The sequence below is a fragment of the Helicobacter cholecystus genome (assembly GCF_003364215.1).
GTDB classification, from domain to species: domain Bacteria; phylum Campylobacterota; class Campylobacteria; order Campylobacterales; family Helicobacteraceae; genus Helicobacter_G; species Helicobacter_G cholecystus.
Window position 1 is genome coordinate 137030 of sequence record NZ_NXLU01000001.1, and the last position, 20019, is coordinate 157048.

Annotated in this window: 23 protein-coding genes; 5 read left to right on the forward strand and 18 right to left on the reverse strand. The window is 34.4% G+C overall.

Annotation, left to right across the window (positions count from 1 at the left end):
* Nucleotides 1–22: 22 nt before the first annotated feature.
* The 6 genes from CQA62_RS00845 to glmS form a co-directional block, all read right to left on the reverse strand.
* Nucleotides 23–661 (reverse strand): outer membrane beta-barrel protein, encoded by a 639-nt coding sequence (locus CQA62_RS00845; protein ID WP_104723766.1) that lies wholly within the window; start codon nucleotides 659–661, stop codon nucleotides 23–25.
* A gap of 92 nt (nucleotides 662–753) precedes the next feature.
* Nucleotides 754–1308 carry an ABC-type transport auxiliary lipoprotein family protein gene (locus tag CQA62_RS00850; protein WP_104723768.1) on the reverse strand — a complete coding sequence of 185 codons (555 nt, stop codon included), beginning with the start codon at nucleotides 1306–1308 and terminating at the stop codon, nucleotides 754–756.
* Entirely contained in the window at nucleotides 1305–2102 is a 798-nt protein-coding gene (locus tag CQA62_RS00855; protein WP_104723770.1) for an MlaD family protein, read from the reverse strand. Before CQA62_RS00855 ends, CQA62_RS00850 begins: the two co-directional genes overlap by 4 nt.
* Complete coding sequence (locus CQA62_RS00860; protein ID WP_104723772.1) at nucleotides 2087–2839, reverse strand: ABC transporter ATP-binding protein; 753 nt, start codon at nucleotides 2837–2839, stop codon at nucleotides 2087–2089. The genes CQA62_RS00855 and CQA62_RS00860 overlap by 16 nt, the downstream gene beginning before the upstream one ends.
* The gene (locus CQA62_RS00865; RefSeq protein ID WP_428839056.1) at nucleotides 2836–3798 is read right to left on the reverse strand and encodes an MlaE family ABC transporter permease; all 963 of its coding nucleotides are present in this window, start codon (nucleotides 3796–3798) and stop codon (nucleotides 2836–2838) included. Before CQA62_RS00865 ends, CQA62_RS00860 begins: the two co-directional genes overlap by 4 nt.
* A 106-nt stretch (nucleotides 3799–3904) precedes the next feature.
* Complete coding sequence (gene glmS / locus CQA62_RS00870) at nucleotides 3905–5692, reverse strand: glutamine--fructose-6-phosphate transaminase (isomerizing) (RefSeq protein WP_104723776.1); 1788 nt, start codon at nucleotides 5690–5692, stop codon at nucleotides 3905–3907.
* Between the two features lie 335 nt (nucleotides 5693–6027).
* On the opposite strand from glmS, the gene CQA62_RS00875 reads away from it, so the two are divergent.
* The 4 genes from CQA62_RS00875 to CQA62_RS00890 are packed head-to-tail and all read left to right on the forward strand — an operon-like array spanning nucleotide 6028 to nucleotide 9235.
* A complete protein-coding gene (locus CQA62_RS00875; RefSeq protein ID WP_104723778.1) occupies nucleotides 6028–6951 on the forward strand; it encodes a DMT family transporter in 924 nt (307 codons plus the stop codon).
* Entirely contained in the window at nucleotides 6920–7324 is a 405-nt protein-coding gene (locus CQA62_RS00880) for a CoA-binding protein (protein WP_104723780.1), read from the forward strand. The genes CQA62_RS00875 and CQA62_RS00880 overlap by 32 nt, the downstream gene beginning before the upstream one ends.
* On the forward strand, nucleotides 7309–8490 hold the full coding sequence (locus tag CQA62_RS00885) for a hypothetical protein (protein WP_104723782.1): 1182 nt from the start codon (nucleotides 7309–7311) through the stop codon (nucleotides 8488–8490). The genes CQA62_RS00880 and CQA62_RS00885 overlap by 16 nt, the downstream gene beginning before the upstream one ends.
* Nucleotides 8471–9235: a pilus assembly FimT family protein gene (locus CQA62_RS00890; RefSeq protein WP_158653674.1), complete on the forward strand. Its 765-nt coding sequence runs from the start codon at nucleotides 8471–8473 to the stop codon at nucleotides 9233–9235. The genes CQA62_RS00885 and CQA62_RS00890 overlap by 20 nt, the downstream gene beginning before the upstream one ends.
* Here the strand turns inward: CQA62_RS00890 and ruvX are convergent, their stop codons facing one another.
* The 7 genes from ruvX to moaA are packed head-to-tail and all read right to left on the reverse strand — an operon-like array spanning nucleotide 9236 to nucleotide 14132.
* Nucleotides 9236–9655 (reverse strand): Holliday junction resolvase RuvX, encoded by a 420-nt coding sequence (ruvX, locus tag CQA62_RS00895; RefSeq protein WP_104723784.1) that lies wholly within the window; start codon nucleotides 9653–9655, stop codon nucleotides 9236–9238.
* Nucleotides 9645–10412, reverse strand: a complete 768-nt coding sequence (locus CQA62_RS00900) for a DNA-processing protein DprA (RefSeq protein WP_104723786.1) — start codon at nucleotides 10410–10412, stop codon at nucleotides 9645–9647. Before CQA62_RS00900 ends, ruvX begins: the two co-directional genes overlap by 11 nt.
* A complete protein-coding gene (locus CQA62_RS00905; RefSeq protein ID WP_104723788.1) occupies nucleotides 10409–10615 on the reverse strand; it encodes a hypothetical protein in 207 nt (68 codons plus the stop codon). The genes CQA62_RS00900 and CQA62_RS00905 overlap by 4 nt, the downstream gene beginning before the upstream one ends.
* Nucleotides 10597–11592 (reverse strand): ketol-acid reductoisomerase, encoded by a 996-nt coding sequence (ilvC, locus tag CQA62_RS00910; RefSeq protein WP_104723790.1) that lies wholly within the window; start codon nucleotides 11590–11592, stop codon nucleotides 10597–10599. Before ilvC ends, CQA62_RS00905 begins: the two co-directional genes overlap by 19 nt.
* A gap of 9 nt (nucleotides 11593–11601) precedes the next feature.
* Nucleotides 11602–12051, reverse strand: a complete 450-nt coding sequence (locus CQA62_RS00915; protein WP_104723792.1) for a phosphoribosyltransferase — start codon at nucleotides 12049–12051, stop codon at nucleotides 11602–11604.
* A gap of 11 nt (nucleotides 12052–12062) precedes the next feature.
* Entirely contained in the window at nucleotides 12063–13130 is a 1068-nt protein-coding gene (gene mqnE / locus CQA62_RS00920; protein ID WP_104723794.1) for an aminofutalosine synthase MqnE, read from the reverse strand.
* Between the two features lie 42 nt (nucleotides 13131–13172).
* A complete protein-coding gene (moaA, locus tag CQA62_RS00925) occupies nucleotides 13173–14132 on the reverse strand; it encodes a GTP 3',8-cyclase MoaA (protein ID WP_104723796.1) in 960 nt (319 codons plus the stop codon).
* A gap of 314 nt (nucleotides 14133–14446) precedes the next feature.
* Here moaA and CQA62_RS00935 point away from each other — a divergent pair, with 314 nt between their 5' ends.
* Nucleotides 14447–14755 (forward strand): DUF5666 domain-containing protein, encoded by a 309-nt coding sequence (locus CQA62_RS00935; RefSeq protein ID WP_126498354.1) that lies wholly within the window; start codon nucleotides 14447–14449, stop codon nucleotides 14753–14755.
* A 412-nt stretch (nucleotides 14756–15167) separates the two neighbouring features.
* Here the strand turns inward: CQA62_RS00935 and CQA62_RS00940 are convergent, their stop codons facing one another.
* The 5 genes from CQA62_RS00940 to CQA62_RS00960 are packed head-to-tail and all read right to left on the reverse strand — an operon-like array spanning nucleotide 15168 to nucleotide 20015.
* Nucleotides 15168–16067: a glycosyltransferase family protein gene (locus CQA62_RS00940; protein ID WP_104723804.1), complete on the reverse strand. Its 900-nt coding sequence runs from the start codon at nucleotides 16065–16067 to the stop codon at nucleotides 15168–15170.
* A gap of 1 nt (nucleotide 16068) precedes the next feature.
* Nucleotides 16069–16380: a hypothetical protein gene (locus CQA62_RS00945; protein WP_104723806.1), complete on the reverse strand. Its 312-nt coding sequence runs from the start codon at nucleotides 16378–16380 to the stop codon at nucleotides 16069–16071.
* Between the two features lie 10 nt (nucleotides 16381–16390).
* The gene (locus CQA62_RS00950) at nucleotides 16391–17698 is read right to left on the reverse strand and encodes an NFACT family protein (RefSeq protein ID WP_104723808.1); all 1308 of its coding nucleotides are present in this window, start codon (nucleotides 17696–17698) and stop codon (nucleotides 16391–16393) included.
* Nucleotides 17695–19206, reverse strand: a complete 1512-nt coding sequence (locus tag CQA62_RS00955; protein WP_158653675.1) for an AAA family ATPase — start codon at nucleotides 19204–19206, stop codon at nucleotides 17695–17697. Before CQA62_RS00955 ends, CQA62_RS00950 begins: the two co-directional genes overlap by 4 nt.
* Nucleotides 19206–20015: an NAD(+)/NADH kinase gene (locus tag CQA62_RS00960; protein ID WP_104723812.1), complete on the reverse strand. Its 810-nt coding sequence runs from the start codon at nucleotides 20013–20015 to the stop codon at nucleotides 19206–19208. Before CQA62_RS00960 ends, CQA62_RS00955 begins: the two co-directional genes overlap by 1 nt.
* Nucleotides 20016–20019: the final 4 nt, after the last annotated feature.

Consider the following 20019-nt stretch of genomic DNA (forward strand, 5'->3'; position numbering starts at 1 on the left):
AATAAAATTCTTGCTTGGTGTTTTAAAATACATATTTATAGCCTGCACCAATAAATGACTTAGCACCACCACCAAGTGATTGCTTATCACCTTCATGCCACTGTTTTGTGACTTGTGCAAAAGGGAGTTTCGCATAAACTTCTACTCTATGATGTCTTGCAAGCAAAGTTGTCAAACCTACACGACCATCAAACCCAAGAGTATGAACATTATCTAAACGTGAATAAGAGTTAAGTGCAAGTTGATATTGAGTTCCAATACCTCCAAATAGACCCAAACTAAAACTTCCCTTATTAACAAGGTTAAGAATCATATCAAAGCTAACTTCTGTTGAAAATACTTCTTGTTTCCAGCTTGAACCATCATCAAAATCAACTGATGAATATCCAAGACCCAATCCCCATCTTAAACCAAGAACACCAAAATTTGCTTCTTGTCCAAGAATACCAGCTACAGCAAAGCCTCTTCCATAATAAGCAGTAGATCCTTTAATAATATCACCAAGAGTCCCTGCTGAAATAGTTCTAAATCCGCCTTTATCTGGATATGCGGAAGTTACTGTCTGTCCGAGATACCCTCCTTCAATACCAATATAGAATTTTGCCGATGCTACAGAAGCAAAGCTTAAAGTTGCAAATACTAAAGTGAGTAATCTTTTCATATTTTCCTCCTAGATTTTTTACTCAATTCCCTATATCGGAAACTCTATAAAAAAATAAAGGCAAGATTGTAACTTTTTTTGTTTGATACATTTTAAGAGTTATTTCTAATCTTGCTTACAAGATTAGAAAGCACGGCAAGAAGGGATTTTTTAAAAGATTCAACATTGGTGCCTTTTTCTTTTTGGGAAATAATTCCACTTTTGAGCACTTCAAAATTCTTTAGACTTGAGAGTTCATAAAAAACACTAATTTCTACCTCTCCACTCGCAAGTATGTCAAAATTTAAAATCTCCATTTTTAAAAGAAAATCATTCTTAATTCCACTAAATGGGGGAATTGAAGTATGTATACACTCTGCATTAAATTTTTTTAGAAGCATTTTTTTAAAAAGATTTTTTGGCAAATCTATCCATACTTGTGTTTGAGAAGCGACAATTTCTCCATTTGCTTTTCTTAAAATCATTGAAGGATTTTCATAAACAGCTACAGATCGAATCTCACTGATCCCAAGATTGATGCTCTTTTTGCATTTTTTCTCTTTAAAGTTTTCATCAAGATCAAAATAACTCACTTGTGGCAATGGGGTTTTTAATTCAAAACATCCACTTAAAAAGAGACATAAACCTAAAATAATAAGCTTTTTCATTGATTTTCCTGCTTTTGTTTTCTTTGTCCAAAGAGAGTGTCATAAGGGCTTTTTTCTAATCGATCAAGTAAAAAATTAGCTTTTGAAAAAAATCGATTGATTTCTCCTATTGTGGATTCTAATCCCAACATTGCAGGAGAAACAATAGCTCTTAGATTATAATCTCCTCTTTTGACACCAAGATTAATCTCATCGATAGCTTCTTTTGTACTCATACTTAGAGCATCAATATTTTTGCGAGTTTGCTCTAAGTTCTTTGTCACATCCTTTAAAGAGGCAATAATTTCTCTAATATTATTACTATTTTGATCATCAAGTATTTTTTTAATGCCTACAATAATTTTTTTCACATCTTCTCCACTTGTTTGAACATCCTCAAAGAGTTTGCCTATAAATCCTTTTTCATAACAAAGCTCATTTTTATTTTTCAAAATCTCGCCACTTCCTTGAATCACTTGTAAAAATGTTGTTCCTGCAAGGCCTTGGCTTTCTGGCATTACACATGCTCCTTCTTTTAGTTTAATTTCTGAGAGAATATTAAGTCTAATCTCTATTTTCTCCATATCCCCTTTTTTAAATCCAATACTTTTAATCTTACCCACCAAAATCCCCTTATAACGCACTGCACTCCCCATGCTAAGCCCTGAAATACTCTCTGGAGAATATACAACATACTCTTGGTATTTTTCCTCATCCAAATATTTCCCACCAATCCAAAAAATAAATGCAACCATTGCCACAATGATGGCTAAAAAGATTCCACCAATTAAAACAAAATTTACATTCCTTTCCATACCCTCTCTCCTCGCTTACTCAAAAAGAGTTCTCCAATTTCTTTTGAATGCACCATTTCTTTTAAATTTCCATCAAAAATAATCTTGCCTTTCTCTAAAACAACAAAACGATCCATACAATCTCTAACAGAATCAAGATCATGTGTAACCATTACAATTGTAATTCCTAAAATCTCTCGTAATTTTAAGATAAGTTCATCAAACTTTTCACTACTTGCAGGATCTAATCCACTTGTTGGTTCATCTAAAAATAAAATTTCTGGAGAGAGTGAAAGTGCTCTTGCCAAGGCTACGCGCTTTTTCATCCCCCCACTAAGCTCATAGGGGTAAAGATTGCAAACCTTTTGAGAAAGTCCCACAAGAGAAAGCCACATCTTAGAATTCTCTTCAATAATATGCTTTGGATAATCTGAATATTCACTGAGTAAAATCCCCACATTTTCTAAAACATTCATTGAGCTAAAAAGTGCACCAAATTGAAAAAGTACACCACAACGTCTAAGCAAAAGCTCTTTTTTTCTTGATGAAAGTTTGCAGAGATTTTCTCCAAAAATTCTTACTTCTCCCCCACTTATAGGATTGAGCATTAAAAGAGTTCTGAGCAAGGTGGATTTTCCGCTCCCACTCCCTCCTAAAATCCCAAAAATTTCACTTTTTTTAACGCAAAAACTGATTTTGTCATGAATAGTAATGCCATCATATTGAGTTATAAGATCTTTAACCTGTATAAGATTCATAGATCAAACCTTGTAAAAACAAAAGAAAAGATCGCATTCACAACAATAATCCAAAAAAGTGCACTCACAACACTCAGTGTAGTATATTTTCCAACTGATTGGGTATTGCCCTGTATTTCTAATCCTCTATAACACCCCACTAATGCGATCACTGCTCCAAAAAATGGAGCCTTAATCACACCTACCCACATATGAGAAATACCAACATATTCATAAAATCTTTCAATATATTGTATAAAAGTAATATCTGTTTGCACTTTAATCACTAATGCACTCGCAAAAAGTGAAACACTATCAGCCACAAACACAAGCAAGGGCATTACAATCACAAGGGCCAAGAATCTAGGCAAAACAATAAAGCGATACCAATCAAAGCCCATCACTCTCATTGCATCCAACTCCTCTGTAATTCTCATTACACCAATTTCTGCTGTAAAACTTGATGCACTTCTTCCTGCAACAACAAGTGCTAAAATAAAAGGTCCCATTTCACGTAAAGCAAGTTTTGCCATTGTCTCAACGCTTGCTAATGGCACACCCATTTTTTGAAGTTGTATTACTCCTTGAATACTGATTGCACAACTCACAATTGCACAAGTTACAAGTCCTACAGGAAGAGCTTTAAATCCTGAATGATTCATATGAAAAAGCAAGGAAGAAAATCTTAAGAGTTTGGGATGAAGAAATATTTGAAATAATGAAACAATAAAATATCCAAAAAAATTAAAAAAATCTAAAAAACCTTTGGCCTGTTGATAAACCCAAATTCCTAGTTTTGCTAAAAATGATGAGGAGTGGGGGATGATTTGAAATTCGGAGCGTCTTTGAATAAGAGAGAATATTTCAAGCACCTCACAATGAGCATCTATTAATTCATAAGTAATATTCTTCTGTTTTAAAATTTCATCCAAAAAAATAGCAAAAGAAAAATCTATTTTTTTAAGATTTTTGCATTCAATCTTAAGATGAGGAAGTGAGGGAAGATCTAGGAAGTAATGTTGCCTGAAACTTTGATAATTACATTCTCCACTCAGCCTAAGAACATCCCCTGAATTTCAATACTCATCACTCTACTGTTACACTCTTGGCTAGATTTCTTGGCATATCTATATCATTTCCAAGCCTCATTGCAATCTCTAGGGCAAAAAGTTGGAGGGCACACATCATAGAAAAAAACTCTTGCATATAAGATGAACAAGAAGGGATATAGAGCATATCATCTGCACTCTCAAATTCCAGAGAGCTTAGAGCACAAATTGTGGCGTCTCTTGCACTTAATTCTTCGACATTACTTTTAATTTTTTCATACAACAAATGCTCGGGCATCAAAGCCACAGTAAAAAGTCCAGTATCTGCAAGTGCAATAGGACCATGTTTCATCTCTCCACTGGGATACCCTTCAGCATGTAAATAGCTAATCTCTTTGAGTTTAAGGGCGGATTCTAAAGCTAAGGGATAGAATACATCTCTTCCAATAAAGAAAAAGCCATGTCCATGTAAATATCGCTTAGAGAGACGTTTAATTTTTTCATGCATTTTAACTGAAATCTCCGTTTTTTTAGCACTCTCCACCATATCTGCTATATGGTTTTGCACATCTACTGCACTTAACTTATCTGTAATATGGCCAATATAAGTAGCAAGCATCCAAAGTACCATAACTTGCGTCGCAAAAGCTTTAGTTGATGCCACACCCTTCTCAATTCCTGCACGAGTGAGAAGCACCTCATCGCATTCTCTTACAATTGAGCTATTATCAACATTACAAATAGCCAAGGTCTTATTCCCATAAGATTTAACAAATTTAATTGCCTCTAATGTATCAAGAGTTTCTCCACTCTGTGAAATTGCAATAAACAATTCATCGCCTCTAAGTACTGGGGAAGCGTAGCGATATTCACTTGCGATCACAACATTTGTTTTAATCCCTGCATAACGCTCTAAAAGATATTTTCCTACCATACCTGCATGATAACTTGTCCCACATGCACAAATTGTAATTTCTCCTACTCCCTCAAAAAAGTTAGCATCAAGATTTTCAAAATTAATTTTTCCTTCACTTACTCTCCCCATCATTGTTTCAAGCAAAACACTACTTTGCTCATAAATTTCTTTTTCCATAAAATATCTAAATCCCTCTTTTTGAGCATAGCCCTTATTTTGTGGGAGTTGCTTAATATTGGGAAGAGAGGAGAAATTATCCATACAGATATAACCCAAAGATCCATCTTCAAGATAACTTACCTCTTTGGCATATCCTATTAGTGGTGCATCAGAGCTTGCAAGATAGATTCCACCCTCCCCCCTACCAATAATCAAAGGAGAAGCATTTTTGGCATAAAAGATTTTTTCAGGATCTTTTTTAGTAATCAGTAAAATTGCATATGCACCCCTAAGTTCAGAGATTGTTTTTTTAAATGCTTCAAAGCATTCTAATCCCTCATTAAGATGCTCCTCAAAAAGATGAACAATCACTTCTGTGTCAGTTTGGGAAAGAAAGTCATGCCCCTTTTTTTCTAATTTCTCTTTGAGTTCTTTATAATTTTCAATAATTCCATTATGAATGACATTACTAAACTCTGCAACATGAGGGTGGGCATTAGCCTCTGTGGGCTTTCCATGTGTTGCCCAACGTGTATGACCGATAGCCACACCAAAACCATTTGAGCTAAAATCTTTGCATTTTTGCTCTAAATTTACAAGTTTTCCCACTGCTTTATAAGTAATGAGCTCATCATTGCTTAAGGTCGCAATCCCTGCGCTATCATAGCCCCTATATTCCAACTCTTTTAAGCCATTAAGAATAAAGTCTTTCTTTTCATTATTTCCAATATAGCCAACAATCCCACACATTCTTTACCTTTTTAAAGAAATAAAGTTTGTATTTTATCTAACTCCCTCTTTGCTTTTAGTTTTTTACCCATTTCTCTTTTAAAAGTTTTTAAACTTTTTAATTTCTAATCCAGATTTTTAAATGCCCATCCTATACGTTTTAATGGCAATTTTGACGATTTATTTAGACAACAAGTCACAATCATTAAGCCATCAAAGATCATAAGTGCAAAAAAGAAAAATCTACTCTTTTTTCTCCACAATATTCATTTGTATTGACAAGCACTCCTAAAAAGATTTTTTGATGGTTTTGATGTTATGATTCAAAGTTATATTTGAAATCTTTAGGGCAAAGTATGAAAAATCAAGATTCTCTAGGTATTCTCTCTATGCTTTTGGCGTGCCTATTTTTTTCCTTGATGAATGCCTTAATTAAAATCCTCTCTCAAGATATCTCCATTATGCAATCCATGTTTTTTCGCTCACTCTTAATGAGCGGTTTTATTCTTTTACTTTTTTTAATTACTCCACTTAAACGCAGCAACTCTCAAGGTGGATATCTCCCTTTACTGATACGCACCTGCTTTGGAGGAGTGAGTATGCTTCTTACATTCTATAATATTGCAACTATCCCTTTAGGAATCGCCTCCACATTTGCTCAAACCACTCCATTATATGCAGTATTTCTAGCCTATTTCTTTCTCAAAGAAACTCTCTCTCCTCTTGTTTTTATTGCCACAGCATTAGGGTTTGTAGGGATCTTATTAATTAGCTCACCTAGCTCTCATATTCCCTTTGTTAATATTATTGTAGGTATTCTTAGTGGACTTGGGGCTGCAATAGCACTTGTGAGTGTAAGGGAATGTAAAAAATATTTTGAAGAAAGAGTGATTATTCTAGCCTTTGGGATTGTAGCTACACTTTTAAGTTTGGGGTGCTTGATGATTGGAGAGTTTTATCCTATTGAAATTTTTGTTTGGCGGAGTATTGAGGGAGATTTATGGTGGGTGATACTCATTATGGGGATTTGTGGAACTTTGGGGCAATACTTTATGACCAAAGCTTTTATCCTTGCTCCTGCAGGAATCATTTCCCCTATTGATTACACAAAAATTATTTTTAGTCTGATTTTTGGAATTTATTTAGGAGATCAATTGCCAAATTTGACAAGCTTAATGGGTATGATGTTTGTCATTGTTTCAGGAGTAATGATTGCCCTACCTATTTTTATCAAGGACTATAAGAGAAATGCAAATTCAAGAACTTCTAAAAATCAGTAAAAATATTGCCATTATTGGACTTTCTCCTCTGCCCTCAAAGCCAAGCTTTCAAGTAGCCTCATATCTACAAACAAAAGGGTATAAAATTTTTCCTATTTACCCTAGGGGTGAAGAGATTTTAGGAGAGAAGGTCTATAAAGATCTCGATGAGCTTCAAGAAGAAATGGATATTTTTCTCATCTTTAGAAATGGGGAAAAATGCTATACAATCACCCAAGAGATTCTCTCATCTTTTAAACCCAAAGTAATTTGGCTTCAACTTGGAATCTGCAATCAAGAAGCAAAAGCTCTGGCTGTTCAAAAAGGAGTGATGTTTGTGCAAGATTGTTGTATCAAAATTGAAAGAGAAAAGTATGAATGCAAAAAAGTATGAGTGAGAGAAAAGCAAATATTTATTTTTTCCTGATTGTTTGTCTTGATGCTTTAATGCTTTGTCTCATGATTGATGAGATCAGTATCAGCTATAAAGAAGCATTGATTTATTTCTCTCAAAACACAGTTGCTGGAAATATTGCATATCTAAGCACACAAATTTTTGGACGCAATGACTTTGGACTGAGACTCCCCTTTTTACTTACTCATCTATGCAATCTCTATTTACTTTATGAGATTTGCAAATACTATCTTAAACATCCTATTGACAGGCTTTTATGTGTAGGAATCTTTGCACTTTTACCTGGAATTAATCTCATTTCAATTTTTGTTCATAAAAGTGTTTTTGTTCTATTCTTAACACTTCTACTTTGCTTCTTACATATCAAGCGCTATCGTATACTTTTCTACCCTCTTTGTGCGACAGCAAGTTTTTTAGATCCTGCTTTTAGCATTATCTTTCTTGCTCTTTTTCTATATTCACTCAAACACAAGCACAATAAAACTCTCTTCTTTTCACTCTTTTGCTTTAGTGCAAACATGTATCTTTTTAATCTTCATATTAAAGGGATTCCTCAAGGACACTTTCTTGACACACTTGGATTACTCTCTTTATTGTATTCACCCATGTTATTTGTTTATTTTTTCTACACACTTTATCACTCACTTTTAAGAAAAGAACATTCTTTTATTCTGTATGTGAGTGCAACAAGCATTGTTTTTACCATTGTGCTTTCTTTAAGACAGGAGATTGATTTATACACTTTCCTTCCCCTAAGTGCTGTAGGACTACCTGTAATGATTAAAGTTTTTATGCATGATTTAAGAATCCGACTTAAACCTTTTAGAATCTCCTATCTTAGACGCTTTTATTTCATCATTATTCCTCTTTTATTAGAAATTTCACTTCTATTTTGTAACAAAATCTTCTTTCTTTTTGATAAGCACCATTTCCTAGATAACTTTTATTATTCCAAAGAAATTGCCAAAGAACTCAAAGCTAAAAACATTTATGCCATCAAAACTCATGCCAAACTTGCACTTCCTTTAAAATTCTATGGTATTTCTCCTTTCTCCCCCCTTTCTCTTATTCCAAAAGAAAATGGCTCAATCAAGGTTGAATATCTCCACCGCAATATCAGAGAATATGAAATTACAGGTTTATAAAAGCTCAAAAGGTTTTGGACTCTTAGAGGTTATGATTGTTTTTATTATTGCTAGTATTATGCTCACTTTAACAATCCCAAAAGTAGATGAAGGGATTGAGCAGGCAAGTAAAATCTTGCTCTCTGATATTCTTCTTACTCAAAACCTAGCACTCAGTGATGATAGATTTTATTTACAAATTTCTTTTACACACCCTTTTAAACTCCTCTCTCCCTCTATTGATACTCAAATCCTTCTTGCTCAACCCCAAAAAAATATGTGGCAAATCCAATTTCACACAAGTGGTATTTATACACAAAATAGTTATAGCATCTACAACGATACTCCCAGAATCTCTACAACAACAAATTATGATGGCCGTCCAATGAGTGGAGATTTTATTGCAGTAAGTCCAAGCAACTCCCAATGCCTAAGTGGATACAACAATACCAATATTTCTGATTTTTGCAAAAACAATACCCATCCTAATGTGAGATTAAAAGAACGATTTGGGATTGAGGAAATACAAATCTTTGCTCAAAAATCCTGCAAAGAAAAAGGAGGGGGAAGAGTGTATTTTGATCAATTAGGAAAACCTTATTGTGGGAAAAACCCTACGCCTCTTACTGAGCCTTTTATCATTACCTTAAAAAAGGCAAAAGCACAAAAAAGCATTGTCATTACACCGCTGAGCTCTTATACTTATATTTCCTCAAATCCAACCCCTAAATTTACAAAAGAGCAAAAGCAAGGAGGGGTAAAGTGATTATAAAGTTGGGTTTAAAAGATATCTCTCCAATATAATCATTGCCGCAAGACTATCAAGCTCACCGTTTTTAATTTTTTCACTTCGTTCTTTTTTTTTCAACAAAAATAATCGCTCCTGAGCTTCTATTGAACTATAACTCTCATCAACATAAATAATCTGACCCTTAAAATCTACAAGAGAAATAAAATGCTTGATTCTACGTTCCATTATGTGTTCTTCTTCATTAAGCTCACTTTTTGGAATCCCCACAATAAGCGTATGGATTTGCTTTTCTTCTAATAAAGTTTTAAATGCTTGTGAGGCTTGTTTACGGTTTTTTCTAAGAATGGGTTGGAGGGGCAAAATAATATGATTGCAATAAAGCGCTATGCCAATACGTTTTAATCCAATATCACAAGCAAGAAGATTAGAGCACATAAAGGATTCCATTATTTCTTTTGATTTTTCCCTCAAACTCATATTCATAAATTTTCTCTCCAAAACGCTCATATGCTTCCTCAAAACTAGGCATTCTCTTACAAAACTTCAAAACCTCATCATTCACTGGAGCAAATGAATCCTCAAACCATTCTTTAATCCATTCATTCACACAATAAATTGCCTTGGCCTCTCTATCTGCAAGCAAGGCATTTGTTCCCTCGCTCTCTCCTAGGCGATGAGGCAAAACATAAAGAGGCTTTTTCAACTCTATGGCAATTCTTGCACTCTGCATAGATCCACTACACAAGTCGGCTTGTGGGATAATCACACAATCGCTTAAAGCAATCACAAGGCGATTTCTTTGTAAGAAATGATACCCTCTAGGTAAGCTAATATTTTCATATTCACTCAATGCTAGAGCTTCAGAATAAATCGTGGAAATGATTTTTGCATTGCTTGAAGGATAAATATGTTCTAGATCGGTTGGGGCAATCATAATCGTGCGAGGAAAAGCTCCACTATGAGCGATGATGTCTATCCCCAAGGCTCCACCACTTACAACCACTCCCCCATTCTTTGCAATCATCTTAGCTAAAGTTTGAGTATAAACTCTTGCATAAGGATTGGGCTTGCGTGTCCCTACAATTGCAATTTTTCTCTTAGAAGATAATAATCCTGTATCACCCTTGGCAAAAATCTTTTTAGGAGGATTTTTTAAGAGATTAAACTCCAAGGGAGTGGGGATAATCTTCATTGAATCTGAATTATTTGCTCTTGGGGGACTAAGGGAATATCTTCAAGCTTAAGAGAATCTTCTTTTATTGCTTCTAACTCTTGCTCTTGAGTAAATCTTGAGGGTGCTGAAGTGGGAGATTGGATTATTTGAATAGAAGCTTGGTCAGATGAACATCCTAAAAATAAAATTGCAAATAAACATCCTAAAATTGCGTAACCCATGGCATTAATCCTCTCATCTGTTTCCCAGTTTTCTCAATTTGAGAATCTTGAAGAATTTTACGCTCTTTTTGAAGTGTAGAAAACCCCTCTTCCCTCTCTTGTATAAACTTTTTAGCAAATTTGCCTTCTTGAATATCACGCAAAATCGCCTTCATTTCTTCTTTAACTTGCGCATTAATAATACGTTCTCCTGCAAGAATATCTCCATATTCAGCAGTATTTGAAATATGCTCCCGCATATAAGCAATCCCTTTGGCGTAAATAAGATCCATTACAATCTTTGCTTCATGCAAACATTCAAAATATGCTACCTCTTGGGGATATCCTGCCTGTGTAAGTGTCTCAAAGCCAGCCCTAATCAATGCTTCCAATCCTCCACAAATCACACTTTGCTCTGAGAAAAGATCACATTCATACTCATCTTTAAAACTACTCTGAAAAATTGCACTTTTTCCGCTTCCCAAAGCACAAGCATACTCAAGTGCAATGTCTTGAGCATGATGCGAGAAATCTTGATGCACTCCTATAAGGCTAACCACTCCTCTACCCTCAAGATATTCACTCCTCACAGCTCTTCCTGCTCCCTTAGGAGCAACCAAAATAACATCAACAAAACTTGGAGGAATAATTTCACCCACCACAATACTAAAGCCATGAGAGAAAAGAAGAACTTGACCCTCCTGTAAATAAGGAGAAATACTACAAAACACTTCTTTATGCCACTCATCAGGGAGCAAAAAAGCTAAAATGTCACACTCTTTTACTGATTGCTCTATATTCAATACCTCAAAACCTAATTCCTGTGCACTCTTAATTGAAGGAGAATCTTCTCTTAAAGCAATTTTTACATCTAGTCCACTATCTTTAAGGTTTTGGGCTTGGGCCTTACCTTGAGCACCAAAACCTAAGATTGCAATTTTTTTATTAGAGAGCAAATGTGTATGAATATCATCTTGGGTATAGAGTTTTAAAGCCATTCTTTCTCCTTATTCAAACATATCTTTTTCCCAAAAGAAATCAATCCAATCCATAGGCTCTTTGAGAAAAAAATCTGCTTGGAAAATTGCTGTAGATTTTTGGAAAATTGCAGAAGTATAAAAATTAATACAAGGATTGAGTGATTTAAGCATATCTACAATTTTTATTAAACTCTTACCACTATCCACAATCTCATCAACAATCAGAACTTTATCAAACTCTTCGGGAATACTGGGGATATTTTTAATAATAAGGTCACCTTGCTTATCACCTTGATAAGAGATGGCATTAAGAGTATAAACTTCCCTAAGATCCCATCTTAATGAGAGTAAATGTGCCATAGTTAGCCCACCTCTTGAAATTGCGATGATTGCATCAGGTTTTCCAATTTCATTATCAATCTTATTATAGAGATCTTTTAAATCTTGTAAAAACTCTTCATAAGAATAATATTTCATCTGCACTCCTTTTAGTAGGTCTTGATAATATGATAAAGACTATCGCGTTCCACAGGAATAAAACCCGCATCTTTGATTTTATAAACCAAATCTTCAAGCTCTACTCCATGAGCACTTTTTGCTCCTGCACGTGATTGAATACTTTCTACTTCAATCGTTCCATCAATATCATCAGCTCCAAATTCTTGAGCCACAAGTGCAAGATTTAATCCCAAAGTTGCCCAATAAGCTTTAATATGAGAAATATTATCCAGCAAGATTCTCGCAATGCTTAGGGTTTTTAAAATTTCTTGAGAAGTGGGGAAAGATTTAACATTTAAAAAATTATTTTCTTTTTGATAAAGCAGAGGAATGAAGGCATTGTAACCTCCATGATTTTGGGTATTTTGCATTGCCTTTAATCGCAAAATATGATCAATTCTATGCTTCCTCTCTTCTATATGACCAAAAAGCATTGTTGCATTACTATAGCGCCCCATCTTATGCCAAAGGGAATGAATATGTAACCATTCATTAGATTTAACCTTGCCTTGGCAAATGATTTTTCTCACCCCCTCATCAAAAATTTCAGCACCACCTCCAGGCATAGAATCTACCCCTGCATTTGCCATATCCTCTAATACTTGCTCATAGCTTTTGGCAAAACGTCGGGAAAAGTAATCTACTTCAGCTGCCGTCATTGCCTTAATGTGCAAGGCAGGAAAAGCACTTTTAATCTCTTTAAACATTCCCATATACCACTCATACGTATAGTTTGGAGAATGTGAGCTAACAATATGTACCTCTTTTGCCCCTTTATGGACTGCATTTTGGGCAATTGTAAGAATTTCATCAAGATTCATCTCATAACTATTTGGGTTTTTACGGCTTGCAGAAAATGCACAAAACTTACATACATCTGCACAAATATTGCTAGGATTAATATGGCGATTAATATTAAAAAAAACCTGATTACTGAATTTTTCTCTTCGAATTTTATCTGCAGCTTCACCTAAAGTATAAAGATCATAATCATATAGCTTTGTTAGTTCATTTACAGGGAGTGCTTCACCCTCTAAAACACGCTCTAAAATTTCCATTTTCTTCCTCGATAAATTAAAGGATAAAATTTTAGCTTCTTTTTAGCCACCTGTATAATAAAAAGCTCTTGAGCTATGTTGATTTTGTTCATGATCCCATTGATTTTTTTCAGGTTTATTATACACGGAGAGTTTAAGAGCTTTACGCATTCCCTCTACATCCCCCTGCAAAATCACATCTCTAGCATTCACTGCCTCTTGGTAATAGAGACAAGGACAAATTGTCCCTTCACTCGTCAGTCTAACACGATTACAACTTTTACAAAAATCATCATTATGGGGTGCAATGATTCCAAATCTCCCTGCCTGTATTGCAAATTCCTTTGCAGGCCCAATAGTCTTTTTCTCTACTTGCTCAAATGCATATTTCTTTGCAATGAGTTCCAAAATCTCTTGTTCACTCATTCCCTGTATTTTTTGATTAGCATGCGAATTTTCCATAAACTCAATATATCTAAGGAAAAATCCATTCTCTAAACAATAATCAAGCATACTGAGCACCTCATTATCATTGATTGTTTTTAAAGGCACCATATTAATCTTAATAGGAAAACCTATTCTTTTGGCTTCTTCTAATCCTTCGAGAATTTGATGGAGTGCATCACGTTTAGAAATAAGCCGAAGTTTTTGGGGGTTGAGCGTATCTAAAGAAACATTAAGGCGATTAAGTCCCGCATCTTTGAGACTTTGGGCATATTTTTTAAGAAAAAATCCATTTGTAGTTAATGCAATTTCAAGAGTGGGGCTATAGGCTCTAAGCAAGGCGATAAACTCACTTAAATCATCTCGAAGCAGTGGCTCTCCCCCTGTAATTCTAATCTTCTTTACGCCCTCATCAATTGCAACTTTTAAAAATTCTAAAGTCTTATTCAGAGGGATAAGAGAATTGTCCTTAAAATCATCAGGAGTATCTGGCATACAATACTGACATCTAAAATTGCATTGCTTTGTCACAGAAATGCGAATATATTCAATCTTTCTCCCAAAAGTATCTACTAGCATCAAACCTCCACTTTAGTATTTCAAGGCATTATATTTTTGTAAATATAACGAAAAGAATCTATTTTTATTGGGTTTTTCTAAAATTTATTTTTATATAGGCTTGGAGTTATCATAATTTATTTTTAAAGAAATAAAATAATTATAGAATTTCTAGAAATTAACTTTTTAATCAATTAAAGAAAAAGATTTGAATTACAATTTTAGTTTCTTATTTCCTTTCAAACTCTCCAACACAATTTATATAAATTTTATTTTTGACTTCTATAATTCTACTTCCTCTTTAAAAAAGAGAAATCTAAGTTCGGGAGAAAATGATGAAAACATTCTTAACAAGCATAATGGCATTGATTTTAAATGTGGGAGTTTTAATGGCTATGGATTTTAAAGGAGTAATTGAAAGTATTGATAATGCCAATAAAACCATCCGAGTGAACAACAATACAATTAAAGTTATGCCCTATACAAAGATCAAACAAGAATCCTGTGGAATGAGCTGGAGTAGTGCCAAAAAATTTGTAGATCTCAAAGAAGGTGATATTGTAAAAATTAATTTAGCAAAAAACTCTACTGAAATGGTTGCGGAAAAAATCAAAATTAAATGTGTTAAAAACTCTGCATACTAAGATGCAGGGTTTCTTTTCAGGCTTATTGCTTTTTATTTATTATCCTTCTTAACATATAAAATTAAAATTATTTTTTATAATCAGGAATGAATATCCTAATTTTATTCATAAGATAGTGGGAAAATGCAGAGGAGCTTAGGTTCTATAATTTAAAATAATTCAATCTCTCCAAACCCATAGATCCCATATTGCACTTTCTTATATCAAATCAAACCAAATTTCACGCTTTTATTATCCTCACAGAATATATAGGCAATCCTCACCTTTATAGATTTATCTATAATTTCTATGATCTCTTAAAGATAGGGGGGGGGGGCAAGGCTAAGCTCTTTTTTACAACTCTTAAAAGCTTTATTACTCAAACTCACTGATCCTCTTTTCCGCCACTCTTGAGGATTTGAGCCTTGAAATATCAAAGTTTCTTAATTAATTTGTAATGATTTTTTGAAAAATCATAGCCAAAAAGCTTTTCTATCTTGCCTAAGATTCTATGACGTTTTTCTCGTTTTGTAAGTTTGTGAGCACGATTAGCTTCATAAAGCTTAGGGATAGAAAAATCAATTGTGTTGTCCTCCAACCACTCTAATATAACTTTAGGATGAGTGCCTTGAAATCTCTTTAATACTTCAAAATCAATCTCTGAATAGTTATAAATATTGGGATTATGTTTCCAATATTTAGCAACTTTAGAATGTTTAAGCGTCATTTTTTCTTCAGAGCGAATCCAGCCATAGTGATAAATATGTGCTTGAGTTAGGATCGCTTGAGGATAGCGACCCACTTTATTATTTCCATCTAACACCACCCAAAAGAGTCCATCAGGCGCATAACTTCTCACACTCGTTTTAATTGCCCTAACTTCTGTCCGATACCATCCAGGAGAATAAGCATAGGTATGAGCATTGCCATAAAAATGTATATAGTTAAATGCCAAGGCTTCTACTTGAGGATCTTTGAGATAAGTTTGCATTACTTCTTTGATGTGGGGCAAATCTTGTTGGTGTAAAACCTCATCAGCCTCAAGATAAAATGCCCAATCTCCACTGCATTGAAACTGAGCAATCATTTTCTGCTGCCCATAGACATAGCCCTTATTTACCATTTTTTCACACCAAGTGCTTTGAATGATCTTAATTTTTTGTCCTTCTTCACTTTTTTGAAGCTCTTGAAGTTGCTCTAATGTGTTATCTTCGCTTATCCCCACATTAACAATAAACTCATCAACTAAAGGAAGAAGAGATTGTATGGATTGTATAAAGGGATAGCCCAAAATTGAGCCATTTTTTAAAAAAGTAAAGCCACTGATTTTCATTTTATGCCTTAATGTCTAAAAGATGAACTTGAGGAGTTTTACCTTCTTGCTCTTCTTGGTGATGGCTTCTTGCTCTTTGCTTCTGATCTTCTTCTTGATCATGTCGTTTTTTTTGTGAATCTCTATCAGGATTAATTGCCTCATTTTCTTCTAACTTTCTAACTTCTTGGGTGCCATTAAGCTTGTCTTGAAAATCTTGCATATTGGCAATATTTGCAATATCCCCTTTATGTTGTGTTCCTGCTTGATGAGCTGAACTTACTTGAGCATTTTGATTGATAAAGGTTAAATTTCCAATTGAACTGACTGCCATTTTATCCTCCTTAAAGCCTAAGAGTTTTCTGTTTGGCATAATTAACTATTGCGTCTTGAATGATTTTAACAAATCTCCGTTGAGTATAATCGACAAGCACCCTTTGATTTGAAATTCCATTTAACCCAGCTAGAATTTTTGCACTTTTATAAATCATTTCCTCTCGTGGTTGTCTCTTTCCACAATGAATAATCATATGCGAAGAAGGAATATTTTGTAAGTGTAACCATAAATCATCGGCTTTAGCGTCTTGAAGTAGCTTGACATTTTCTTTTGCATTTCTACCAATTGAAACTTTAAAACCATCGATAAAAAAACTCTCATAGTCTTTTTTAATTTCCTTATTCTTTTGAAGCTTTTGAGAAAAGATTTGTAAATCTTCCAGATATTCTGTTTGTCTTACAAAAGAAATTTGAGAGTGAATAAAATCAATTTTTGACTGAAGATTTTCAGACTGTAAATGAAGATTTGCAATCTTTTTTTTAATCTTTTTATTTTGAGTAAAGAAATAATTTGCTCCTTGCGAAAAACTACGAATCTTATGAGGAAACTCAATTTTTACCTCTCTTTGATTATCATCCTGCAAAAATAAAGGAGAGTGAAAATACTTTAGAGTATGAAGATAGCGGAGAATAAGATTTGCATACTGACTATAGTTCTCTCCCTCTGTTTTAAGTTCTTCAAGCTTTGGCAATGAATGAAGCCTCTCTTGGAGTGAGGAGAGCTTTTTTTCTAGACTTCTAAGCACCACTGCTCGTTTTTGCTCAAGCTTATGGGTATGCAAGAGGTGGTATTCTTGCTCTAGGAGCTCTTTAATATTGGCTATTTTTTCTATTTGCTTAGAGCAAGTAGGCTGAGGTAGAGGAGTAAAGGGTTTTTGAGGTTTGACTACTCTTATACTTTTGCCCTCTCCAACATGCCTCAAAGCCTCGATTACCACTCCTTGAGTATCAACTAAAATCACATTAGTATGCTTGCCTGTAAATTCAAAATGTAAAGAAAATTTCTGCTCTTTATATTGACTTTGGTGCAGAAATTCAAAAATTAAAATACGATTATTTCCATCAAGAGCACAGGAAAGAAGTTTGGCCCTTGAGCAATATCTATTCAAAGCCACATCAAAGGGTGCGCGGTAAGGGGAGCCCAAAATTCTCTCCTTGCTTATAAAGATTCTAGAATTTCCTTTAGTCATATCCAAATAAAACTCATTAAAATCCAAAATCAGTAAAAAGAGATTATCTTCTAAACGTCTGAGTGAAAAAATACTCTTATAGGTTGAGAATAATTCACTGATTGCTTTAAGAACAGAAAGTTTCATAGTCCTAACTTTTTACTTGCAAACTCTAAAGCTTCTTGTGTGAGTGTGGCACCACTGATCATTCTTGCAATTTCTTTAATCCTGCCCTCCCTATCAAGAGCGATCATCTCACTTTTATTTTCACCTTTTTTGATCAAAAAATGCATATCTGCATAAGAAGGAAGATGAGGTTGATGAGAGATTGCAAAGACCTGATAAGAGCTTGAAAGTGCTTTAAGCACTTTGGCCACACCCTCGCTTTCCTCTCCACTCAGATTTGCATCAATCTCATCTAAAAACAATATCCCTCCATCATTTTTATTCTCTACTGCCAAAACTGCAAGCCTCAATCGATTGTATTCTCCAGAACTAAGAGTCTGTACCCCACTCTCTTTAAGTCCAATTCTTAACTCATCTTTCCCCAAAATACTCATTTCTCCTTCCTCAAGAGTAAGATTGATTTTGGAGAGTAAAAGGAGTTTAGAGTAAGAATCAAGTCTATCTTTAAAGATTGCAAGAGCCTTTTTTCTCTCTTGGGTGAGTGTATGTGCAAGAGCACTTAAAGAGGAAGAGATAAAAGTGATTTCTTCTTGAATATAAGAAGAATCCTCATCAATCCTCTCATATCCCCTAAGTTTCATCTTTTGTTCTTGGAGTTTTTGTAATGCCTCCTCTATCCCACCATAACGAGAAATTAATGAATTAAGAGCAGAAAGCCTATCTAAAATTTCCTCAGGATTGATCTCTTGGAGAATATCAAGCTTCTCACACTCACTCTCAATCATAGTCCTTGCTTCTAGGATAGTTGATGCAAATCCCTCAATCTTAATCTCTGCATTTTCCAAAAAAGCACTCACACTGCTCATATTTTCTAAAGCGTTAAGGGCGTCATTGGCTAGAGTTTGTAACTTTTCTTTTTTAGAGAGACGCTTCTTAAGGGCTAAAAGTTCTTCATATTCTCCAACTTTTGGAGAAATTTTCTCAATTCTTTCAATTTCAAAGAGTGTAAATTCTTTAAGCTCTGCAAGTTTTCTTTTCTCATCTAATAGCTCTTTTAGTTTTTTTTGTAAGGCTTGATGATGCAAAAAATCTTCTTGAAATTTCTTTAAGGTTTCTTGATGCTCTGACGAAGAAATCAAAGTATCTAAAACATTTATAAGATACTCACTTGTAAGTTCATTGGAATTCTTATGGGTTAAAAGCTTGGTATAGGGGAAAAAAATATCATGAAATCTTTTTTTTGAACTTGATTGCTCATTAAAATAATAGCGTGCCTTATCTTTTTTAAGAATCTGAATGAGCACTTCTTCTTCTTGAGGATATTCTTTAACATCAATTTCCCCCCCTACTTTCGCCTCCAATGTACTTGCATTGCTCTCTTTAATCCCCATAAGCGCAAGAAGGGAATGGAAAAATACAGATTTTCCAGCCCCACTTGCCCCACTAATAATATTTAATCCCTTAGAAGGTGTGATTTTAACCGTATCAAATGCGGGAGAATGTTTGATGAGAATATGTTCAAGATACACTATTGCTCTCCCCAATGAAATTTTTCTCTAAGCACTTCAAAATAATCTCTCTGCTTAGGATAAATAAGATGTGCATATTGTTCTTCAAAACACACTCTTAAAACTTGTGAGGGAGAAAAACTAAATTCTCTTTGCCCATCAATAATAATCTTTGAATCTTCTAATACTTTAAACTCCAATTTCACCTCATCACTCAATACCATTGCTCTTTGTGTCAAAGAATGTGGAGCCAAAGGAGTAAGAAGAATATTTTTGCAATAGGGATAAACCACACTGCCTCCTGCTGAAATATTGTATGCCGTTGAGCCTGTTGGAGTGGCGACAATTAGACCATCACAACGATAATGATTGAGTGATTTTCCATCAATTCTTGCCTCAATTTGTACCATTGTTGGAAGAGATTTTTTAGAAATGACGACTTCATTAAGGCAATAAGAGATCAAGTGATCATCAAGATAGAGACTGAGCATTGCATGTTTTTCAATTCTATAATCATTTTCTGAAGAAAAAAAACTTTGGATTTGCGAAATTCCAATCCCTGTAAGAAATCCCAATCTTCCTGCATTAATCCCCAAAATAGGAAGAGAGTGGATTTTACCCAATGTTGAAATCAAGGTTCCATCACCTCCTAAAGAAATAAGAAAATCACATTCTTGTTCAATCACTGCTAAGTCCTCACCCTCAAAACCATAAGGATTGTTCATTTCAAAAATAATATTTTTAGGAGAGAGTGCTTGTGAGAGAGTATGAAGAATCGTATGAATTTGAGGGATATGAGCTCTTAAAAAAACACCAACATACCCACTCATACAG

Excerpts from the sequence above, each read along its gene's own strand:
- CQA62_RS00845 (WP_104723766.1), bottom strand. The coding sequence starts at position 661 with ATGAAAAGATTACTCACTTTAGTATTTGCAACTTTAAGCTTTGCTTCT.
- CQA62_RS00850 (WP_104723768.1), bottom strand. The coding sequence starts at position 1,308 with ATGAAAAAGCTTATTATTTTAGGTTTATGTCTCTTTTTAAGTGGATGT.
- CQA62_RS00855 (WP_104723770.1), bottom strand. The coding sequence starts at position 2,102 with ATGGAAAGGAATGTAAATTTTGTTTTAATTGGTGGAATCTTTTTAGCC.
- CQA62_RS00860 (WP_104723772.1), bottom strand. The coding sequence starts at position 2,839 with ATGAATCTTATACAGGTTAAAGATCTTATAACTCAATATGATGGCATT.
- glmS (WP_104723776.1), bottom strand. The coding sequence starts at position 5,692 with ATGTGTGGGATTGTTGGCTATATTGGAAATAATGAAAAGAAAGACTTT.
- CQA62_RS00875 (WP_104723778.1), top strand. The coding sequence starts at position 6,028 with ATGAAAAATCAAGATTCTCTAGGTATTCTCTCTATGCTTTTGGCGTGC.
- CQA62_RS00880 (WP_104723780.1), top strand. The coding sequence starts at position 6,920 with ATGCAAATTCAAGAACTTCTAAAAATCAGTAAAAATATTGCCATTATT.
- CQA62_RS00885 (WP_104723782.1), top strand. The coding sequence starts at position 7,309 with ATGCAAAAAAGTATGAGTGAGAGAAAAGCAAATATTTATTTTTTCCTG.
- CQA62_RS00890 (WP_158653674.1), top strand. The coding sequence starts at position 8,471 with ATGAAATTACAGGTTTATAAAAGCTCAAAAGGTTTTGGACTCTTAGAG.
- ruvX (WP_104723784.1), bottom strand. The coding sequence starts at position 9,655 with ATGTGCTCTAATCTTCTTGCTTGTGATATTGGATTAAAACGTATTGGC.
- CQA62_RS00900 (WP_104723786.1), bottom strand. The coding sequence starts at position 10,412 with ATGAAGATTATCCCCACTCCCTTGGAGTTTAATCTCTTAAAAAATCCT.
- CQA62_RS00905 (WP_104723788.1), bottom strand. The coding sequence starts at position 10,615 with ATGGGTTACGCAATTTTAGGATGTTTATTTGCAATTTTATTTTTAGGA.
- ilvC (WP_104723790.1), bottom strand. The coding sequence starts at position 11,592 with ATGGCTTTAAAACTCTATACCCAAGATGATATTCATACACATTTGCTC.
- CQA62_RS00915 (WP_104723792.1), bottom strand. The coding sequence starts at position 12,051 with ATGAAATATTATTCTTATGAAGAGTTTTTACAAGATTTAAAAGATCTC.
- mqnE (WP_104723794.1), bottom strand. The coding sequence starts at position 13,130 with ATGGAAATTTTAGAGCGTGTTTTAGAGGGTGAAGCACTCCCTGTAAAT.
- moaA (WP_104723796.1), bottom strand. The coding sequence starts at position 14,132 with ATGCTAGTAGATACTTTTGGGAGAAAGATTGAATATATTCGCATTTCT.
- CQA62_RS00935 (WP_126498354.1), top strand. The coding sequence starts at position 14,447 with ATGAAAACATTCTTAACAAGCATAATGGCATTGATTTTAAATGTGGGA.
- CQA62_RS00940 (WP_104723804.1), bottom strand. The coding sequence starts at position 16,067 with ATGAAAATCAGTGGCTTTACTTTTTTAAAAAATGGCTCAATTTTGGGC.
- CQA62_RS00945 (WP_104723806.1), bottom strand. The coding sequence starts at position 16,380 with ATGGCAGTCAGTTCAATTGGAAATTTAACCTTTATCAATCAAAATGCT.
- CQA62_RS00950 (WP_104723808.1), bottom strand. The coding sequence starts at position 17,698 with ATGAAACTTTCTGTTCTTAAAGCAATCAGTGAATTATTCTCAACCTAT.
- CQA62_RS00960 (WP_104723812.1), bottom strand. The coding sequence starts at position 20,015 with ATGAGTGGGTATGTTGGTGTTTTTTTAAGAGCTCATATCCCTCAAATT.